At 53.7% G+C, this 19394-nt stretch carries 17 protein-coding genes and 1 tRNA gene; 10 read left to right on the forward strand and 8 right to left on the reverse strand.

Annotation, left to right across the window (positions count from 1 at the left end):
• The first annotated feature begins 7 nt into the window (after positions 1-7).
• Positions 8-1528, forward strand: a complete 1521-nt coding sequence (locus KP80_RS11240) for a PAS domain-containing methyl-accepting chemotaxis protein (RefSeq protein WP_052283735.1) — start codon at positions 8-10, stop codon at positions 1526-1528.
• Here the strand turns inward: KP80_RS11240 and KP80_RS11245 are convergent.
• A complete protein-coding gene (locus KP80_RS11245; RefSeq protein ID WP_052283736.1) occupies positions 1525-2094 on the reverse strand; it encodes a PadR family transcriptional regulator in 570 nt (189 codons plus the stop codon). The genes KP80_RS11240 and KP80_RS11245 overlap by 4 nt on opposite strands.
• A 235-nt stretch (positions 2095-2329) precedes the next feature.
• On the opposite strand from KP80_RS11245, the gene KP80_RS11250 reads away from it, so the two are divergent.
• The 3 genes from KP80_RS11250 (at position 2330) to KP80_RS11260 (ending at position 5616) form a co-directional block, all read left to right on the forward strand.
• Positions 2330-3094: a siderophore-interacting protein gene (locus KP80_RS11250; protein WP_052283737.1), complete on the forward strand. Its 765-nt coding sequence runs from the start codon at positions 2330-2332 to the stop codon at positions 3092-3094.
• A 469-nt stretch (positions 3095-3563) separates the two neighbouring features.
• Positions 3564-5117, forward strand: coding sequence for a peptide MFS transporter (locus KP80_RS11255; RefSeq protein ID WP_052283738.1), 1554 nt, complete (start codon positions 3564-3566; stop codon positions 5115-5117).
• A gap of 199 nt (positions 5118-5316) precedes the next feature.
• The gene (locus tag KP80_RS11260; RefSeq protein WP_052283739.1) at positions 5317-5616 is read left to right on the forward strand and encodes a DUF1889 family protein; all 300 of its coding nucleotides are present in this window, start codon (positions 5317-5319) and stop codon (positions 5614-5616) included.
• A gap of 98 nt (positions 5617-5714) precedes the next feature.
• On the opposite strand, the gene KP80_RS11265 is transcribed toward KP80_RS11260, so the two are convergent.
• Positions 5715-5790 (reverse strand) — tRNA-Ile (locus tag KP80_RS11265).
• 126 nt (positions 5791-5916) lie between these two features.
• On the opposite strand from KP80_RS11265, the gene mug reads away from it, so the two are divergent.
• Complete coding sequence (gene mug, locus KP80_RS11270) at positions 5917-6423, forward strand: G/U mismatch-specific DNA glycosylase (protein WP_052283740.1); 507 nt, start codon at positions 5917-5919, stop codon at positions 6421-6423.
• 113 nt (positions 6424-6536) lie between these two features.
• Here mug and rpoD read toward each other — a convergent pair whose 3' ends face one another.
• From rpoD to rpsU, 3 genes are all read right to left on the reverse strand, one after another.
• Positions 6537-8381 carry an RNA polymerase sigma factor RpoD gene (rpoD, locus tag KP80_RS11275; protein ID WP_052283741.1) on the reverse strand — a complete coding sequence of 615 codons (1845 nt, stop codon included), beginning with the start codon at positions 8379-8381 and terminating at the stop codon, positions 6537-6539.
• A 154-nt stretch (positions 8382-8535) separates the two neighbouring features.
• Positions 8536-10281: a DNA primase gene (dnaG, locus tag KP80_RS11280; RefSeq protein WP_052283742.1), complete on the reverse strand. Its 1746-nt coding sequence runs from the start codon at positions 10279-10281 to the stop codon at positions 8536-8538.
• A 115-nt stretch (positions 10282-10396) separates the two neighbouring features.
• Positions 10397-10612 carry a 30S ribosomal protein S21 gene (gene rpsU / locus KP80_RS11285; RefSeq protein ID WP_001144069.1) on the reverse strand — a complete coding sequence of 72 codons (216 nt, stop codon included), beginning with the start codon at positions 10610-10612 and terminating at the stop codon, positions 10397-10399.
• A gap of 235 nt (positions 10613-10847) precedes the next feature.
• Here rpsU and tsaD point away from each other — a divergent pair, with 235 nt between their 5' ends.
• Positions 10848-11861 (forward strand): tRNA (adenosine(37)-N6)-threonylcarbamoyltransferase complex transferase subunit TsaD, encoded by a 1014-nt coding sequence (gene tsaD / locus KP80_RS11290; protein ID WP_052283743.1) that lies wholly within the window; start codon positions 10848-10850, stop codon positions 11859-11861.
• A 68-nt stretch (positions 11862-11929) separates the two neighbouring features.
• Here the strand turns inward: tsaD and plsY are convergent, their stop codons facing one another.
• Entirely contained in the window at positions 11930-12559 is a 630-nt protein-coding gene (gene plsY / locus KP80_RS11295) for a glycerol-3-phosphate 1-O-acyltransferase PlsY (RefSeq protein WP_052283744.1), read from the reverse strand.
• A gap of 107 nt (positions 12560-12666) precedes the next feature.
• Here plsY and folB point away from each other — a divergent pair, with 107 nt between their 5' ends.
• Together folB and bacA are read left to right on the forward strand one after the other, a co-directional pair.
• Entirely contained in the window at positions 12667-13026 is a 360-nt protein-coding gene (folB, locus tag KP80_RS11300; protein ID WP_052283745.1) for a bifunctional dihydroneopterin aldolase/7,8-dihydroneopterin epimerase, read from the forward strand.
• A 92-nt stretch (positions 13027-13118) separates the two neighbouring features.
• The gene (bacA, locus tag KP80_RS11305) at positions 13119-13940 is read left to right on the forward strand and encodes an undecaprenyl-diphosphate phosphatase (protein WP_052283746.1); all 822 of its coding nucleotides are present in this window, start codon (positions 13119-13121) and stop codon (positions 13938-13940) included.
• 10 nt (positions 13941-13950) lie between these two features.
• Here bacA and KP80_RS11310 read toward each other — a convergent pair whose 3' ends face one another.
• Positions 13951-15192, reverse strand: coding sequence for a multifunctional CCA addition/repair protein (locus tag KP80_RS11310; protein ID WP_052283747.1), 1242 nt, complete (start codon positions 15190-15192; stop codon positions 13951-13953).
• Positions 15193-15283: 91 nt separating this feature from the next.
• Positions 15284-15904: a TIGR04211 family SH3 domain-containing protein gene (locus KP80_RS11315; RefSeq protein WP_052283751.1), complete on the reverse strand. Its 621-nt coding sequence runs from the start codon at positions 15902-15904 to the stop codon at positions 15284-15286.
• Between the two features lie 234 nt (positions 15905-16138).
• Between KP80_RS11315 and KP80_RS11320 the strand changes: the two genes are divergently transcribed.
• A complete protein-coding gene (locus tag KP80_RS11320) occupies positions 16139-17440 on the forward strand; it encodes an inorganic triphosphatase (protein WP_052283748.1) in 1302 nt (433 codons plus the stop codon).
• A 21-nt stretch (positions 17441-17461) separates the two neighbouring features.
• Positions 17462-19394, forward strand: a 1933-nt coding sequence (gene glnE / locus KP80_RS11325; RefSeq protein ID WP_052283749.1) for a bifunctional [glutamate--ammonia ligase]-adenylyl-L-tyrosine phosphorylase/[glutamate--ammonia-ligase] adenylyltransferase, incomplete at its 3' end; no start/stop codon positions are given.

The raw sequence follows: 19394 nt of genomic DNA on the forward strand, positions 1-19394 counted from the left end.
TGTTCGTATGTCTACCCTGCCCGACCAAAACCAGCATGAATCCGTGCTGGATGACCACACCACCCTCATGTCGACCACCGACCTCAACAGCTACATCACCCACGTTAACGATGCCTTCGTCAAGGTTAGCGGCTACAGCCGTGAAGAGATGCTCGGCCTGCCGCATAACCTCGTTCGCCATCCCGATATGCCGAAAGCCGCATTCGCCGATATGTGGCGTACGCTGAAGCAAGGTGAGCCGTGGACCGGCATTGTGAAAAATCGCCCGAAACACGGCGGCCATTACTGGGTGCGCGCGAATGCCATTCCCCAGGTGCGTAATGGTAAAACGATTGGCTACATGTCTATCCGCACAAAGGCCAGCCCGCAGGAAGTGGCGGCCGTTGAGCCTTTGTATCAGGCGCTGCGGGAGGATCGCAGCAATAAGCGCCTGCATAAGGGGCGTGTTATCAGCAAGCGCTGGTGGGGGAAACTGACGGCGATGCCACTACGGTGGCGGGTTCGAAGCCTGATGCTCGGCCTGTATCTACTGTTGGCCGGGTCGCTATTCGCCCTGAACGCACCTATTGCAGCAGTGCTGGCATCAGCGGTTCTGCTGCTGCTGACCACTTCCGTTCTTGAATGGCAGGTGGTCCGCCCCGTGGAAAACGTGGCGCGACAGGCGCTCTGTGTGGCAACCGGCGAGCGCAACAGCGTCGAGCAGTTGGATCGCAGTGATGAGCTAGGGCTGATATTGCGCTCGGTAGGGCAGCTTGGATTAATGTGCCGCTGGCTGATTAACGATGTTTCAAGCCAGGTGAACAGCGTCAGCGATGGCAGCGACGTGCTGGCGCGCGGTAACGATTCGCTTAACCAGCGCACACAGGAGACGGTCGAAAATGTGCAGCAAACGGTCACCACCATGAATCAGATGGCGGCCTCGGTACAGAATAATTCCCACACCGCGGCGCAGGCCGATAAGCTCTCTTTGGCTGCCAGCGGTGCAGCAACTCAGGGCGGGCAGGCGATGCATCGGGTGGTGCAAACCATGGAAGATATCGCTGATAGCACGCAGCGCATCGGGTCGATTACAACCTTGATTAACGATATCGCTTTCCAGACCAATATTCTGGCGCTGAATGCCGCCGTAGAGGCGGCGCGCGCCGGTGAGCAGGGTAGGGGATTTGCGGTTGTCGCCGGTGAAGTACGCCACCTGGCAAGCCGCAGCGCGACGGCTGCCAATGAAATCCGCCAGTTGATTGAGGCCAGCGCCAGCAAAGTGCAGTCGGGGTCTGAACAAGTCCATGCGGCGGGACGCACGATGGATGACATTGTTTCTCAGGTACAAAATGTCACCCAGCTGATTGCGCAGATTAGCCAGTCAACTTCCGAGCAGGCGACGGGGCTTTCTGACCTGACGCGTGCCGTCGCCAAGCTTGATGAGATTACCCAGCAGAATGCCGGGTTGGTGGCTGAGAGCGCGAGCGTGTCGGCGATGGTCAAACGCCGCGCGAGCCGTCTTCAGGATGCGGTAACCGTCCTGCATTAATCTAATTGGGTGATATCCAGCGCCGCGCGGTCGATGATGCCGATAATCTGTTTTAGCTGCGCATCGCTGATATCGCCCTGATTCACTTTCAGGTCCAGCACGGCCTTGAAGTTATCCAGCGCACGCTTCATCTGCGGGTTCTTACGTAACTCGTGGCCTACCATTCTGGCTTTCAGCCGGGTTTGGATTTGTTCCAGGTGCTCCTGGCTTTCTTCCAGCATTTGGCTGCCGTCAGCGGTAATCTCAATTTTCTTCCGCCCGCCGTCCTCTTCCTGAACGGTAATCAACCCTTGATCCTGCAACAGATCCAGCGTGGGATAGATAACGCCAGGGCTCGGGCTGTAGTGGCCTTGAGTCAGGCCTTCAATGGCTTTAATCAGTTCATAGCCGTGGCTGGCGCTTTGTTTAAGGATGCTGAGGATCACCAGGCGGAGTTCACCGTGTCCAAAGAAGCGTTGGCGACGACCGCCGCCGTGTCCTTCACCACGTCCGCCACGATGTTCACAGTCAGCCAGTTCACCACGATGACCGCGGCCGCGATGTTCAGTACCAGAGAAAGGTTTCATAGGGTGTTCCTTTTTATTGATTAGATATATCTAATTTATATCTTTTTTTGTATCTTTAGCAATATCAAAAAAGAATGTTTCATTAATTAATTGATATTAATGATTTTTTATCTAGCACTAAGAAAGTTTAAAATGTGGTTTTCATATATCATAAAAAGTGCTTGCTTTCTTTTTAATTGGCAATCATTATCATTTGCAAATGTTTTAGATATATCTATTTTGAGAGAGACGCCAAATGAAAGAGAACAAATACCCACAGCGCGTACGTAATGAACTTCGTTTTCGTGAACTGACGGTACTGCGCGTCGAGCGCGTGGGTGAGGCTTTCCAACGGGTCGTGTTGGGCGGCGAAGCGCTTGAAGGCTTTAGCTCACGGGGCTTTGATGACCACACCAAACTGTTTTTCCCCCAGGCAGGTACAACATTGACGCCGCCAACGGTGGGTGATGACGGTATCATTTGGGCAGATGGCGTCCGCCCGCAGGCGCGAGACTACACGCCGCTGTATAACGCACAACGCCATGAGCTGGCCTATGACTTCTTTATCCACGACGGCGGCGTGGCCAGCCAGTGGGTGATGGAGGCTAAAGCGGGCGATACGCTCTTGATCGGCGGACCGCGCGGTTCGCTGGTGGTGCCGGAGGATTACGCCTGGCAGCTGTATGTCTGCGATGAAACCGGGATGCCCGCGCTGCGTCGTCGGCTGGAGGTATTACGTGAGTTGCCACAGTTCCCACAGGTTACTGCGCTGGTGATGGTGCGTGATGAAGCAGATAAAGCCTATCTGGCCGGGTTTGACGAGTGCAATATTGAATGGTTTACCCGCTACGATGCTGAGGCCGTTGCTGCCCGTCTGGCACAATTAGCGGTGCCTGAGTCCGATTACTTTATCTGGTTGACGGGTGAAGGAAAGGTGGTGAAAGGGCTGACCGACGGTTTTGTGACTGAAGCGATGGATCCACAGCTGGTACGTTCAAGCGCTTATTGGCACGCAAAATAAAACGGCGGCAGGCGCGTTTGGCGCCTGCATCTCCAACGGACTTTCCTGTCTTGCATTCTTCACTCTCCGCCGCTTCCTTTGTCTGTCATTTATCGCGATTTTCTCCCATCCTCTAAGCGAACACCGTATTTTCCACACTTTTTATAGTCCTATCTTTGGGCCTGTTTTTGGCCATTTATTGCGTTTGAAAATAGAATATATTATTGTTTTATATGAATAATTAACCACTTATTGTGTCGGGTGATGAAGTCAATTACCTTTCTGCTAGTGCCAATAAAAAATCTGAAAAAGTAGATGTTTATCGACTTTTCGTCTAAAAGTATGGGGCTACGGGCTAGACATGACCATATTATGGTTATCAAATGGTTAAAAAATACCGTGTTAGATGTAAATCATCGACAAAATTAATAAATGGCTAGTCCGCTTACACAACTTACACGCGTTGCGGCGCACCTTCTCTGGAGAAACTATGCATTCCTCTGTTAATAAAAACGAAAGCCGAACCTTTTTCGGTCACCCTTATCCGCTGGGGTCGCTGTTCTTTACCGAAATGTGGGAGCGATTCTCGTTTTACGGTATCCGCCCATTACTGATCCTGTTTATGGCGGCCACCGTATATGACGGCGGTATGGGACTGGCACGTGAAAATGCTTCAGCGATTGTCGGCATCTTTGCCGGAACAATGTACCTGGCTGCACTGCCGGGCGGCTGGCTGGCGGATAACTGGCTCGGCCAGCAAAAGGCCGTCTGGTATGGCTCGATACTGATCGCGCTGGGTCACCTGTCTATCGCGCTATCAGCTTTTATGGGGGACAACCTGTTCTTTATCGGCCTGATGTTTATCGTGCTGGGTTCCGGGTTATTTAAAACCTGTATCTCGGTGATGGTCGGTACGCTGTATAAAAAAGGCGATGCGCGCCGTGATGGCGGCTTCTCTCTGTTTTATATGGGCATCAACATGGGATCGTTTATCGCGCCGCTGATTTCCGGCTGGCTGATTAAATCTCATGGCTGGCACTGGGGCTTCGGTATCGGTGGTATCGGGATGCTGGTAGCGCTGGTTATCTTCCGCATCTTTGCCGTGCCGGCGATGAAACGCTATGACAGCGAAGTGGGGCTGGATTCGACCTGGAACAACCCAGTGGCCAAAAAGCGCGGCGTCGGTGCATGGCTGCTGGCGCTGGCCGTTGGCGTTGCCGTGATTATTACGCTGATTGCGCAGGGCATTATTGTCATTAATCCGGTAGCGGTGGCGAGCGTGCTGGTGTACGTGATTGCCGCATCGGTCGCGCTGTACTTTATCTATCTGTTTGTTTTTGCAGGCCTTAGCCGCAAAGAGCGTGCGCGTCTGCTGGTGTGCTTTATCCTGTTGGTCGCTGCGGCGTTCTTCTGGTCGGCTTTTGAGCAAAAACCTACGTCCTTTAACCTGTTCGCGAATGATTACACTAATCGTATGATTGGTGATTTCGAGATCCCGGCGGTATGGTTCCAGTCAATTAATGCCCTATTTATCATTATCCTGGCCCCGGTATTTAGCTGGGCATGGCCAGCGCTGGCGCGTAAAAACGTGCGTCCGGGCAGTATTACCAAGTTTGTTATCGGTATTCTGTGCGCCGCGGCGGGCTTTGGTCTGATGATGCTGGCTGCTCAGAACGTGCTGAGCAACGGCGGGGCAGGCGTGTCGCCAATGTGGCTGGTGGGCAGTATCCTGATGTTGACGCTCGGTGAGCTGTGCCTGAGCCCAATTGGCCTGGCAACCATGACGCTGCTGGCACCGGAAAGAATGCGTGGCCAGATGATGGGGCTGTGGTTCTGTGCCAGCGCGCTGGGTAATCTGGCCGCAGGCCTGATTGGCGGCCACGTGAAGGCTGACCAGCTGGATATGCTGCCTGATCTGTTTGCCCGCTGCTCTATCGCGTTACTGATCTGTGCCGCCGTACTGTGCGTCTTGATTGTGCCGGTACGCCGGATGCTGGAGAACACCAAATCCAGCGCGGAGCAGAATTCGGTCACCAACGCATAATCTCTTCGATACGACAAAAGCCAGCGCCTATTGCGCTGGTTTTTTTGTGCTGAATGGCATCACCACGATGAAAAGTGAGGTAAAAATCGGTTTTGGCTCACGAAAAAGTGCAATAACGTGAGCTGTTTCTTTGTAATGACCGCCAGTTTCAGTCCATAGTATAACTTGTTTACTACGTGGTTAATTTAAGGACAAGCATATGCCAGCAGTCATTGATAAAGCATTGGATTTCATTGGTGGTATGAACACGTCTGAGCCAGTACCACAGTCCATGGATGAGAGTACAGCGAAGGGAATTCTGAACTATCTGAAAGAGTTGGGGACGCCGGTGAGTTCTGCCGCCATCGCCGAACGCGGCCAGCATGAGGGCTGGAATGCCGGGTTTACGGATAAAGTGGCCAACTGGGCCGAGCGAGTCGAATCCGGCGAGCGCATTGTGATTAAACACCCTGAATTCTTCTCTGACTACATGCGCGAGGAACTGAGCTCGCTAGTGTAACCCTGCTTAAGTCGCTCTCACCTGCCTCGTGGGAGCGCCTGTTATCATCTTATTCAAGCAAAAAGGGCTGACGATTTCTCGTCAGCCCTTTTTGTATTTGGTGGCCCCTGTTGGGTTTGAACCAACGACCAAGCGATTATGAGTCGCCTGCTCTAACCACTGAGCTAAGGGGCCAGTGAGCCGACGATTATAAAGTAACAGCGGACGCCAATCCAGCATTAAGCGTGCACATGCTGTTTTTATAAACAATGCATTTTCAATTCGTTATACTCAACTGACGATGTATCGGTTGAGGATATTATGGTTAAGGACATTATTGATTCGGGACTGCGGGTGTTGTTTTGCGGTATCAACCCGGGGCTGTCATCTTCCTCGCTGGGCTATCCGTTCGCCCATCCGGCAAACCGCTTCTGGAAAGTGCTGCATCTGGCCGGGTTTACTGACCGCCAATTAAAGCCGGAAGAGGCACAGCTGATGCTCGATTTTCGCTGCGGCGTCACCAAGCTGGTCGAGCGGCCAACGGTACAGGCGAGTGAGGTGAGCGTACAGGAGCTGCGAAGCGGCGGGCAGGCGCTGGTTGAGAAGGTTGAGCGCTACAAGCCTGCCGTACTGGCGATATTGGGCAAGCAGGCCTTTGAGCGTGGGCTGGGGCAGCGTAACGCGCCATGGGGCAAGCAGACGTTGATGATTGGTGATACTGAAATATGGGTACTCCCGAATCCGAGCGGGCTAAGCCGTATTACGCTGGATAAGCTGGTAGAGGCGTATCAGGAACTGGATAAGACGCTAAAAGCGCGCGGGCTTTAACTTTCTGGCACAGCCCCAATGTGTGGTGATTTCCAGGATGCAGCACGATGCCCAACTCGCAGGCAAAAAAAAAGCTCCCCGTAGGGAGCTTTTTACGTTTTAAGCCGGGATGATTAATCGTCCAGGAAGCTACGCAGTACTTCAGAACGACTTGGATGACGCAGTTTACGCAGCGCCTTCGCTTCGATCTGACGGATACGTTCGCGGGTAACGTCAAACTGTTTGCCCACTTCTTCCAGCGTGTGGTCGGTATTCATGTCGATACCGAAACGCATACGCAGGACTTTCGCTTCACGAGCGGTCAGGCCCGCCAGTACGTCGTGCGTTGCGGCACGCAGGCTTTCAGTGGTGGCAGAATCCAGCGGCAGCTCGAGGGTGGTATCCTCGATGAAATCACCCAGATGTGAATCTTCATCATCGCCGATTGGCGTTTCCATGGAGATTGGCTCTTTGGCAATTTTCAGCACTTTACGGATTTTGTCTTCTGGCATCAGCATGCGTTCAGCCAGTTCTTCCGGCGTTGGCTCACGACCCATTTCCTGCAGCATCTGGCGAGAGATACGGTTGAGCTTGTTGATGGTCTCAATCATATGCACCGGAATACGGATAGTGCGCGCCTGGTCTGCGATAGAACGGGTAATCGCCTGACGGATCCACCAGGTTGCATAGGTAGAGAACTTGTAACCACGACGATATTCAAACTTATCAACCGCTTTCATCAGGCCGATGTTACCTTCCTGAATCAGGTCAAGGAACTGCAGACCGCGGTTGGTGTATTTCTTGGCGATAGAAATAACCAGACGTAAGTTCGCTTCAACCATCTCTTTTTTCGCACGGCGGGCTTTCGCTTCACCGATGGACATGCGACGGTTGATGTCTTTCACCTGCTCGATAGTCAGGCCAGTTTCTTCTTCAATCTGACGCAGTTTTTGCAGACCACGTTGAACGTCTTCCGCGACATCGTGCAGTTTTTCTGACCATGGCTTGTTCATCGCAATCGCTGCGTTGAACCAGGTATCGCTGGTCTCATTGCCGGTGAACAGGGTGATGAAGTTCTTTTTAGGCATTTTGCACTGTTCAACGCACATCTTCATGATGATACGTTCCTGGGTACGCACGCGGTCCATCATGGTTCGCATGCTGTTTACCAGGTAGTCGAACTGCTTCGGTACCAGACGGAACTGTTTGAAGACTTCAGACAGCTTCAGGATCTCTTCCTGAGCGGCGGCGTGGCTGCGGCCCTTCGCTTTGATGGTATCGCGAGTCAGTTCGTACTGAGTACGCAGTTCAGCGAATTTCTCACGTGCCAGCTCTGGGTCGATGCTGTTGTCATCGTCGCTGCTATCGTCGTCGTCGTCTTCATCTTCGTCTTCGTCATCATCCCTTTCTTCCTGAGACAGCTCGGAACCAACGTGCGTTGCAGTCGGCGCCATGTCTTCTTCGGCGTTAGGATCGACGAAACCGGTGATGAGGTCGGATAGACGCGCTTCTTCCGCTTCTACGCGATCGTACTGTTCCAGCAGATAGGTAATCGCTTCTGGGTATTCGGCAACGGAGCACTGTACCTGGTTGATCCCGTCTTCAATACGTTTGGCGATGTCGATTTCGCCTTCGCGGGTCAGCAGTTCTACGGTACCCATTTCGCGCATGTACATACGCACCGGGTCAGTCGTACGCCCGATTTCAGATTCCACGCTGGACAGAACTTGTGCAGCCGCTTCTTCTGCGTCTTCATCAGTGTTGTTGGAGGTTTCAGCCAGCAACAGATCATCGGCATCCGGCGCTTCTTCCATCACCTGAATGCCCATGTCGTTGATCATTTGGATGATATCTTCGATCTGATCTGAATCGACAATATCTTCCGGCAGATGGTCATTGACCTCGGCATAGGTCAGATAGCCTTGCTCTTTACCACGTTGGACAAGAAGCTTGAGCTGTGACTGCGGGTTTTGCTCCATAAGACGGTATCCACACTTAATTCATTTGATTGGTGTCGGCCGGCGAACGAACCGCCGACATTTAATGCGAGGGCGTACTTATATTTGTGCCGCTGCGCCTCGGTGCGGCTGTCGGGGGCTACCCGATAGGTATTCGGCAGTTAAGCCGTTAAATTCATTTTTTGGCCAGTTCCTGGTTTAGCGTCCAGAGTTCCCGGCGTTCTTCGCTGCTTAAACCGTGTGTGCGATCGCGAGCTATCAACTCTTCTTGTCGCAGTACAAGCAACGAATCAAACATATGGTTGAGCGAGTCGGTGAAGGTTTCTTCAGCAATGTCCTTATCTGCTATATCGTCCCACATCGACAGTTTTTCAAGGGTTGCAGCCTCATTTGTGCCGCGATATTGCTCTAAAAGTTGACCAGTGGTCAGACCGGGCTGAGCCAAACAGGTAGTCACCAGTTCGGAAAACAGCTTCAGGCCCGGCAGTTTTTTTGCATCCAACCCGGCTAGCGGCGGAACCTTCGGCGCAAGATCGGGATTTTGCACCAGCAGCCCTATAAGTATACGCATGGTCGTGCGTTTTAGCTGTTGGGTCGGGCGTACGACGCCACTTTCTGCCTGTTTTGGCATTAAACGATCAAGCGCAGCATCGTCAAAAATACCCAGCTTCAGGCCTAGCGTTTGGCGCAGCTGAATACGATGCGCATCGCCAGGCACCTGGCTGATGAGCGGCAGCGCCAGTGCCGCAAGCTGGGTACTACCATCCGGCGTACTCAGGTCAACTTGCGGTAAGAGGCTGTTAAATAAGAACATGGAGAGCGGTTGTGCATGCTCCATCCGTGCCTCAAAAGCCTCTTTGCCTTCTTTACGTACCAGCGTATCCGGATCTTCACCGTCGGGCAGGAACATAAAGCGTAGCTGACGGCCGTCGGTCATGTACGGCATGGCGGTTTCTAATGCGCGCCATGCGGCATCACGCCCGGCGCGGTCGCCGTCGTAACAGCAAATTACGTTGTTTGTCGCACGGAATAGCATATGGATGTGGTCGGCCGTGGTCGAGGTACCCAGCGAAGCCACGGCATAGTTGATACCGTATTGCGCCAGTGCGACGACATCCATATAACCTTCGACAACCAGCAGACGCGGTGGTTCAGCGTTGTGCTGCTGGGCTTCATAAAGGCCATACAGCTGTCGGCCTTTATGGAAAATATCGGTTTCCGGGGAGTTCAGGTATTTCGGCGTATCGTTACCGAGTACGCGGCCACCAAAACCAATTACCCGGCCTCGTTTGTCGCGAATCGGGAACATCACGCGATTGCGGAAACGGTCGTACGTTCTTCCCTGGTCATTGGTGACCAGCATTCCGGCATCAAGCAACAGCTTTCTGTTGTCGACATTACCGCCGAAACGTTTTAGTGCGTTATCCCAGCCAGGCGGTGCAAAACCAATAGCAAAGCGCTGGACAACTTCGGCGCTCAGGCCGCGCTGATCCAGATACTGCCGTGCAGGCTCGGCGATGGGTTGGGTAAAGGATTGCTGATAAAACGCATTCAATCCGTCCATGAGTTGATAGAGGTTTTGCCGTTGATGGCGCTCTATCTGACTCAGGCCCGTTCCGGCTTCATACGGCACATCAAGATTGTGCATGGCAGCCAGTTCTTCAACGGTCTCAACAAACTCGAGCTTGTCGTAGTTCATTAAAAAGTCGATGGCATTGCCGTGCGCGCCGCAGCCGAAGCAGTGGTAAAACTGCTTATCACCATTTACGGTGAAAGAAGGGGATTTTTCGTTATGGAATGGACAGCACGCATGGTAATTCTTGCCCTGCTTTTTCAGCTTCACCCGCGCATCGATGAGATCGATGATGTCGGTGCGAGCCAGCAGGTCACTGATAAATACGCGTGGGATTCGTCCAGCCATAGGCCCCGTTTATTTTAATAACTTATAAACGAAAACAAGCCGCGCATTCCTTTCGGAAGCACGGCCTTGCAACTACAACTCAGTCTGACAATTGAGAGCTGACGCTCTCAAGAGATTAGTACAGACGAGTACGGCGTGCGTTTTCGCGAGCCAGTTTCTTCGCGTGACGTTTCACTGCAGAAGCTTTAGCGCGCTTACGTTCGGTCGTTGGTTTTTCATAGAACTCACGACGACGAACTTCTGCCAGAACACCTGCTTTCTCGCATGAACGTTTGAAGCGACGCAGTGCTACGTCGAACGGCTCGTTTTCACGTACTTTAATTACCGGCATGTAACTCTCACCTTTATAAATTCGGTTTGCCGCTGGCATCGGCGCCAGCTTATTTCAAAATGGTGCGGAATTTTACTGCAACTACTGCTGCTTTGTAAAGCACCGATGCTCTTTTTGAAATGGACTTTTTAAGGGTGAGGAGTATACACGAAGTGGAGTCCAGGGGTGAGCAAAGTTTTACATCCCGGGTTATTCGCCCTACACTGCGCGGTATTGAAATGAGGTAAATCTAGCCATGCGTGTACTGGGTATTGAAACATCCTGCGATGAAACCGGCATCGCTATCTATGACGATGAAAAAGGTCTGTTAGCCAACCAACTGTATAGTCAGGTGAAATTACACGCTGACTACGGCGGTGTGGTTCCTGAGCTGGCCTCGCGCGATCACGTGCGTAAAACGGTTCCGCTGATTCAGGCGGCGTTAAAAGAAGCCAATCTGACGGCAAAAGATATTGATGCGGTGGCCTATACCGCAGGCCCTGGCTTGGTTGGCGCACTGCTGGTCGGCGCAACCGTTGGTCGTTCACTGGCGTTCGCGTGGGATGTTCCCGCCATTGCGGTGCACCATATGGAAGGCCATCTGCTGGCGCCGATGCTGGAAGATAATCCACCGGAATACCCGTTCGTTGCGCTGCTGGTTTCCGGCGGCCACACGCAGCTGATTAGCGTGACCGGCATTGGTGAATACGCGCTCCTGGGTGAATCTATTGATGATGCTGCCGGTGAAGCCTTTGATAAAACGGCGAAGCTGCTGGGACTGGATTACCCCGGCGGACCGATGCTGTCGAAAATGGCTTCACAGGGGACGGAAGGGCGTTTTATCTTCCCGCGTCCAATGACCGATCGCCCTGGACTTGATTTTAGCTTCTCGGGTTTGAAAACCTTCGCAGCGAATACCATTCGTAACAACGACAATGACGAGCAGACCCGCGCCGATATTGCCCGTGCGTTTGAAGATGCGGTGGTGGATACCTTGATGATTAAGTGCAAGCGCGCACTGGACCAAACCGGTTTTAAACGTCTGGTGATGGCGGGTGGCGTAAGCGCAAACCGTACGCTGCGGGCGAAGCTGGCTGAAATGATGCAAAAACGCCGCGGGGAAGTGTTCTACGCGCGCCCAGAGTTTTGCACCGATAACGGCGCGATGATTGCTTATGCGGGGATGGTACGGTTGAAAACCGGCGCGAATGCCTCATTGGGCGTGACCGTTCGTCCACGCTGGCCGCTGGCAGAACTCCCGGCCGCTTAATCTATCGTAACCCGGCCGAGCGTAGCGACGCCGGGGTTAACATCTCTTATTCCGGTGATATCGCGACATCAAGGCTTGCGCTGTTCGGTGTCTTCCTGCTTACGCTTTTTCAAGCGTCCCCAAATTTTCGTTTCCTGACGTCGCCACAGGCGCTGAATATTGTCGTGATGGCGCAGCAAAATCAGACACGAAAGCATGGAGACCGGGAAGGTGTACTGCGGTTTGAACCACCAAACATAAAACGGCGCCACCAGTGCGCTGACGATAGCGCCCAGCGAAGAATAACCGCTGAGTAAAATCGTCAATAGCCAGGTGCCTGCCATCACGCCCGTCAAATCCAGGCCAATAGGCGCAATGGCGCCAAATGCGGTGGCAACGCCTTTACCGCCATGGAAATGGAAAAATACCGGCCAGATATGGCCCAGGCAGGCGGCGATAGCAACCAGCCCCAGCCAGAAAGGAGATAGGCCCAGCGCGTAAGCGCCCCAAACCGGAAGCATCCCTTTCAGGACGTCGAAAATCAGTACGGCTACGGCAGCGCCTTTACCGCCAATGCGTAATACGTTAGTGGCTCCGGGATTACCCGAGCCACTGCTGCGAGGGTCAGGTAACCCTGCGATGCGGCAGACCAGAATGGCGCTGGAAATTGAGCCGCAAAGGTAGGCGAGGAGAATCATCCCAGGCTCGATTGCACTCATAACGCTGTTCCATTTTGAAAATGTCGAAGTATTCTCTGCATCTGTGGATAATACGCATAATTCGCCGGAAGTGGTATCCGGTTTAGCCTAAAACCAAGCAGGTCGTGATGGATATTGTATTTATAGAGCAACTTTCGGTAATCACCACTATTGGTGTTTATGACTGGGAACAAACGATTGAACAGAAACTGGTGTTCGATATCGAATTAGGCTGGGATAACCGTAAATCCGCTGCCAGCGACAATGTGGAAGATTGCCTAAGCTATGCTGATATCAGCGAAGCGGTAGTAAAGCACGTGGAAGGGAGCCGTTTTGCCCTGGTTGAGCGCGTGGCGGAAGAGGTCGCTGAGCTTCTGATGACCCGCTTTAAGTCGCCGTGGGTTCGCATTAAAGTCAGCAAACCTGGCGCCGTCGCCCGTGCAGCGAACGTCGGGGTCATCATCGAGCGTGGCCAAAATCTGAAATAATACGATTAGCCGTCATATAACTTAAACCAAAGTGATTTATACCGGTCATAGTGCCGGGTTTATTTTATTGTTTACTTTTAAGGGTTTATTTAATGAGCGATATACACTCGCTGCTGGTGGCGGCAATTCTGGGTGTGGTCGAGGGATTGACGGAGTTCCTGCCTGTATCCAGCACCGGTCATATGATCATTGTTGGTCATCTGCTGGGCTTTGAAGGGGAAACGGCAAAGACGTTTGAGGTGGTTATCCAACTCGGATCCATTCTTGCGGTAGTGGTGATGTTCTGGCGCCGCCTGTTCGGTCTGATTGGCATTCATTTTGGTCGTCCGCCGGTACATGAAGGGGAAGGTTCTGGCCGTTTGTCGCTGATTCATATTCTGCTGGGAATGATCCCTGCGGTCGTGCTGGGATTGGTTTTCCACGACGCGATCAAATCGCTCTTTAACCCGATTAACGTCATGTACGCGCTGGTGGTCGGCGGTCTATTGCTGATTGCGGCAGAATGCCTGAAGCCGAAAACGCCGCGTGCGGTCGGGATTGATGATATGACCTATCGTCAAGCCTTTATGATTGGCTGTTTCCAGTGTCTGGCGCTGTGGCCGGGTTTTTCGCGTTCCGGAGCAACGATTTCAGGCGGCATGCTGATGGGCGTGAGCCGCTATGCGGCTTCCGAGTTCTCTTTCCTGCTCGCTGTGCCGATGATGATGGGCGCGACGGCGCTGGATCTCTACAAGAGCTGGCACTTCCTGACCGTTGGCGACATTCCGATGTTTGCCGTTGGGTTTGTGATGGCCTTCCTTGTAGCGCTGGTGGCCATCAAAACCTTCCTGAAGCTGATTAAACGTATCTCGTTCATTCCGTTTGCTATCTACCGCTTTATCGTGGCGGCAGCGGTTTACGTCGTTTTCTTCTGATGCGTCGCCCTCAGTCTTTTGGCTGGGGGCAACGTTTTTCCTTCCAGTTCGCTACCGCCTGAATTCGGCGCCGCGTCAGCTCTTGACGAATCTCCGGGCCTTTAAATCCGGCCTCAATCACCTCTTTGTTGCCCACGCTTTTGGCAACTTCCCACGCTTCGCGCAGTAATCTGCCCTGCGGATAATCGCAGGCCTCAAAGTGAGTTCGGCCACGAACATCGGCTTCGCTGGTAAGCGCTATTTGCTCGACGCGCTGCGGTTTTCGCCAGGCATCGATGGAATCAAACAGTTTGATCAGCGTTTTCGGCTGCAGGATTGGCAGGGTATGGATGAGGTCGTGGAATTCAGCAACCAGTTTAGCCAGATCCCGCATTTCGTTAGGCACCTTCAGGCGCAGGCTTAATTGTTCAACGAGTTTCACACCCGCTGGGCCGTGCCCATGGTGACGTGGCCAAAACTCTTTTGGCGTCAGCCCCTTGCCCAAATCATGGCATAAAGTAGCGAAGCGTACGTCAATCTCCGGGCTGAGCATCGCCGCCATGGTGAGCGTCATCAACGTGTGAACGCCGGTATCAATTTCCGGGTGCCATTTTGCCGGAGCCGGTACGCCGTACAGCGCATCGATTTCCGGGAATAAGACTTTCAATGCTCCGCAGTCGCGCAGCGTCTGGAAGAACACCTGCGGGTTGCGGGTGCCAAGGGCGTTCTCCGTCTCTTTCCATACGCGCTCTGGTGTCAGGTGCGCCAGCTCACCGGCATCGGTCATCTCACGCATCAGCGCCATGGTTTCGTCGGCAATGCGGAAGCTTAAATGGGCGTACCGTGCAGCGAAGCGCGCCACGCGTAAAACACGCAGCGGGTCTTCACCAAAGGCGGGGGAAACATGGCGCAGAGTACGCTGTTCGAGATCGCGGCGGCCGCCATAGGGGTCAATGATCGTGCCATCGGCGTCTTCGGCCAGCGCATTGACGGTTAAATCGCGGCGCAGCAGATCCTGCTCCAGGGTGACGTCTGGCGCAGCATAGCAGGTAAAACCGGTATAACCGGAGCCCGATTTACGCTCGGTGCGGGCTAGCGCGTACTCTTCGTGGCTGTTGGGATGTAAAAAGACAGGAAAGTCGCGGCCTACCTGCTGGTAGCCCGCGTCAAGCATTTGCTGCGGCGTGGCGCCAACCACAACCCAATCTTTATCTTTGACCGGTAGACCTAACAACCCGTCCCGAACCGCACCACCGACCAGATAACTCTTCACGCCACGTTTCTCCTTATCATTTTCTTTCAGATAATACGAAAGAAGCGCCGATAAGGCGAATTATCCCCTGTCAAAAAGACAGGGGAACGGCTTAGTTCATCCAGCGGTCTTTGCGCTTGCGGCTTGGGATGATGTGCGGCAGTACCAGACCCAGAAGCAGGCCGATACCCAGCACGCCACCGCCATACATAAACCACTGCATGATGATGGTGCGCTGTTTGTCATCCAACTGGAGATTGGCCGCGTTCACTTTTTTCTGCGCGACGATAAGCTCGTTTTTGAGCTTCTGGTTTTCGTTTTTCAAACCGTTAATCACGCTATCGCTCTCAGCGACCTTTTTCTGCATTTCTGCCGTGCGCTGGTTCCAGGTGGTGTCGATATTGTTGAGTTTGTCGGTCAGGGTTTTGACCTGGTTTTCCAGATCCGGTACGCGGGTGCGAAGACTGGGTGTCGCGGTCAGCTCTTTCAGCGGGATCCACGCCGTACGGCCGTTGCTGTCGCGCACCTGGCCATATTGGGTATTGTCATTAGTCTGCAGCAAGGTGACTTCTTCACCGGCATTCAGGGAGCCAGCCAGACGGTAATTATCGCCCGGGCCGCTGCGTACCCAGGTGTTCAGTTCGTCGGAAACGTAACGCTTTTCATCCGCGTGAGCAAGGGTTGAAGCGGTAAGTGTCAGTAAAGTAATGGCAATTAAGCGTAATTTTGGCATCAGATCATCGTTTTTGTCATATAAGTGGAACGATAGTAGTGGCAACAGTCTGACGACGCAAAGCATTCTGCGGCAATCGGAATCCTCCAGGAGAAAAAACCGGCGTCTGCTGTCCACCTGACAAATTGCGCATTGCATGGCAATTTGTCGCAAAATACTATCTACTGACAAAAAGAATACCTATAAGTTCGCCATAAAGGTATTTCCGGGTAACGAAACCAAAAGAATTCAATCATGGCTCAAGAAATCGAATTAAAATTTATCGTCGACACCGCTGGTGTTGAAGCGCTCCGCGACCACCTGCAAACCCTCAATGCAGAGCACACCCCGCCGGGGCAGTTGCTGAACATCTATTACGAGACTGCGGATAATTGGCTGCGTCGCCATGATATGGGGCTGCGTATTCGCGGCGACAATGGTCGTTATGAGATGACCATGAAAATCGCCGGGCGTACCGTTGGCGGGTTGCATCAGCGTCCGGAATACAATATTGCCATTAGCTCGCCGGAGCTCGCGCTCGACAAGCTGCCGTCCGAGGTGTGGCCGAACGGCGAAATGCCTGAGGGGTTGGCAGAACAGGTGAATCCGTTGTTCAGCACCGATTTCTTCCGTGAAAAATGGGTGGTCAGTCAGGGCAAGAGCCAGATTGAAATCGCGCTGGATCAGGGTGACGTTAAGGCTGGCGATCATCAGGAAGCTATCTGCGAACTGGAGCTGGAGCTGCTGAGCGGTGAAACGGCTGACGTGCTGGCGTTGGCGCAGCAGCTTGCGCAGACCGGCCTGCTGCGTCAAGGCAGTCTGAGTAAAGCCGCTCGTGGCTATCACCTGGCGCAAGGCAATCCTGAGCGTGAGATCAAACCGCTGACTATTTTGGCATTGCCGCCGAAAGCGACGGTGGGACAAGCGTTTGAAGCGGCGCTGGAAAGCGCTCTCGCACATTGGCAATATCATGAAGAGCTTTGGCTGCGCGGCAAAACGAAAGCGAAAACCGAAGTTGTCAACGCGCAGGGATTGATTCGCCACATTCTGACGCTGTTTGGCGGGATTGTGCCACGTAAAGCGAGCGCCCAACTGCGTGATGGGCTGACTCAGGTGGATGCGCTGATGGCTGAGAAAGTCTCGGCCCATGACGCAGCATTCAACCGTGAAACGGCGCTCACCAAACTCGCCTTTACCGAATGGCTGGTGATGCGCGGCTGGCAGCCGTTCCTTGATGCCAAAGCCGAAGGCAAAATGGCCGACTCGTTCAAACGTTTTGCCGATACCCACCTCTCTCGTCAAGCTGCCGAACTGCGCACCACCTTTGCCTATCCGCTTGGCGATAGCTATGGCGATCAGTTGCCGCGTCTGACGCGTGACATCAATAGCGTTCAGGTGCTGGCAGGCTACTACGACGCTGAAAAAGCGCAGCGCTGGCTGGCGAACTGGCAGGGCTTGCGCCATGCCATCGAAACACGCCAGCACATTGAAATAGAGCACTACCGCAATGAGGCACTGGCGGTCGAACCGTTCTGGCTACACAGCGGAAAACGTTAATTGACTTCAGGGAACCCGTGTATGACGCCGCTTTCTTCGCAGTTACAGCAGCACTGGCAAACGCTAGTGGAGCGCGCTCCGGAAGATTTTCCAATCGCAACGCTCAGCGCGAATGCGCAGGCTGTTTTCACCTTTAGTGATTTTGTTCAGCAAAGTTTGATGGCGTATCCCGAGTGGCTGGCGTCGCTGGAAAGCGAGCCACCGCAAGCGGATGAGTGGCGAGAATACGCGGGTTGGCTCCAGGCGGAGCTGGCTGAAGTTCATGATGAAACGGCGCTGATGCGCGCACTGCGCGTCTTTCGCCGTCGGGTGATGGTGCGTATTGCGTGGTCGCAGGCACTGGCACTGGTTAGCGAAGAAGATACCCTCCAACAGTTGAGCCATCTGGCAGAAACGCTGATCGTCCACGCTCGTAACTGGCTTTACGATGCCTGCTGTCGTGAATGGGGCACACCGTGCAGTGCCGATGGTGTCCCACAGCCGTTACTGATTCTCGGGATGGGCAAACTGGGCGGTGGCGAGCTTAATTTCTCCTCTGATATCGATCTGATTTTTGCCTGGCCTGAGCACGGTTCGACTCAAGGTGGTCGTCGTGAGCTGGATAATGCCCAGTTCTTTACCCGCCTGGGACAGCGGCTCATCAAAGTGCTCGATCAGCCGACGCAGGATGGTTTTGTTTACCGCGTCGACATGCGTTTGCGCCCATTTGGCGACAGCGGCCCGCTGGTGCTGAGTTTTGCGGCGCTGGAAGATTATTACCAGGAGCAGGGGCGCGACTGGGAACGCTACGCGATGGTTAAAGCGCGGATTATGGGCGATGACGATGGTGTCTATACGGGCGAGCTGCGCGCGATGCTGCGGCCGTTTGTGTTCCGTCGTTACATCGATTTCAGCGTGATCCAATCTTTGCGTAACATGAAAGGGATGATCACCCGCGAAGTGCGCCGCCGGGGGCTGAAAGACAACATCAAGCTCGGTGCGGGCGGTATTCGCGAAATCGAATTTATTGTCCAGGTTTTCCAACTGATTCGCGGTGGGCGTGAGCCGTCGCTGCAAAGCCGATCGCTGCTGCCGACGCTGGCGGCGATTGAGGCACTGAATCTGCTGTCCAATACCGATGCGCAGGCGCTGCGTGAAGCCTATTTGTTCCTGCGCCGTCTGGAAAATCTGCTGCAAAGCATTAATGACGAACAGACGCAAACTCTGCCGGGCGATGAGCTCAATCGCGCGCGTCTGGCGTGGGGCATGCATCTGGCTGATTGGAACGCGTTGACCGAGCGTCTTGATGCGCTGATGGCGGAAGTACGCCGAGTCTTTAACGATCTTATCGGCGATGATGAAGAGCCATCACAGGAAGAACAGCTGTCGGAAGACTGGCGAGAGCTGTGGCAGGACACGCTGCAGGAGGATGATACCCCGTCGGTGCTAATACATCTCAGCAGTGACGACCGCCAGCGCGTGCTGTTGCAAATTGCGGATTTCCGCAAAGAACTGGATAAGCGCACCATTGGCCCACGCGGGCGTCAGGTGCTGGACTCTCTGATGCCACATCTGCTGAGTGAAGTCTGCTCGCGTGAAGATGCGCTGGTGCTGCTAACCCGTATTACGCCGTTGCTCAGCGGTATCGTCACGCGTACGACCTACCTTGAGCTGCTAAGTGAATACCCTGGCGCTTTAAAACATCTTATTCGTTTGTGTGCCGCGTCGCCGATGGTGGCGAGCCAGTTGGCGCGCTATCCGTTGCTGCTTGATGAACTGCTGGATCCGAGCACGCTTTATCAGCCGACGGCCACCGATGCGTATCGGGATGAACTGCGTCAGTATCTTCTGCGCGTGCCGGAAGAAGACGAAGAGCAGCAGTTAGAAGCGTTACGCCAGTTCAAACAGGCACAGCTCTGTCTCTTATACACATCTGACGCTCCTGTCTCTTATACACATCTGACGCTGCCGACGA

It is taken from the genome of Kluyvera genomosp. 1 (assembly GCF_001266615.1).
GTDB lineage: Bacteria > Pseudomonadota > Gammaproteobacteria > Enterobacterales > Enterobacteriaceae > Kluyvera > Kluyvera cryocrescens_A.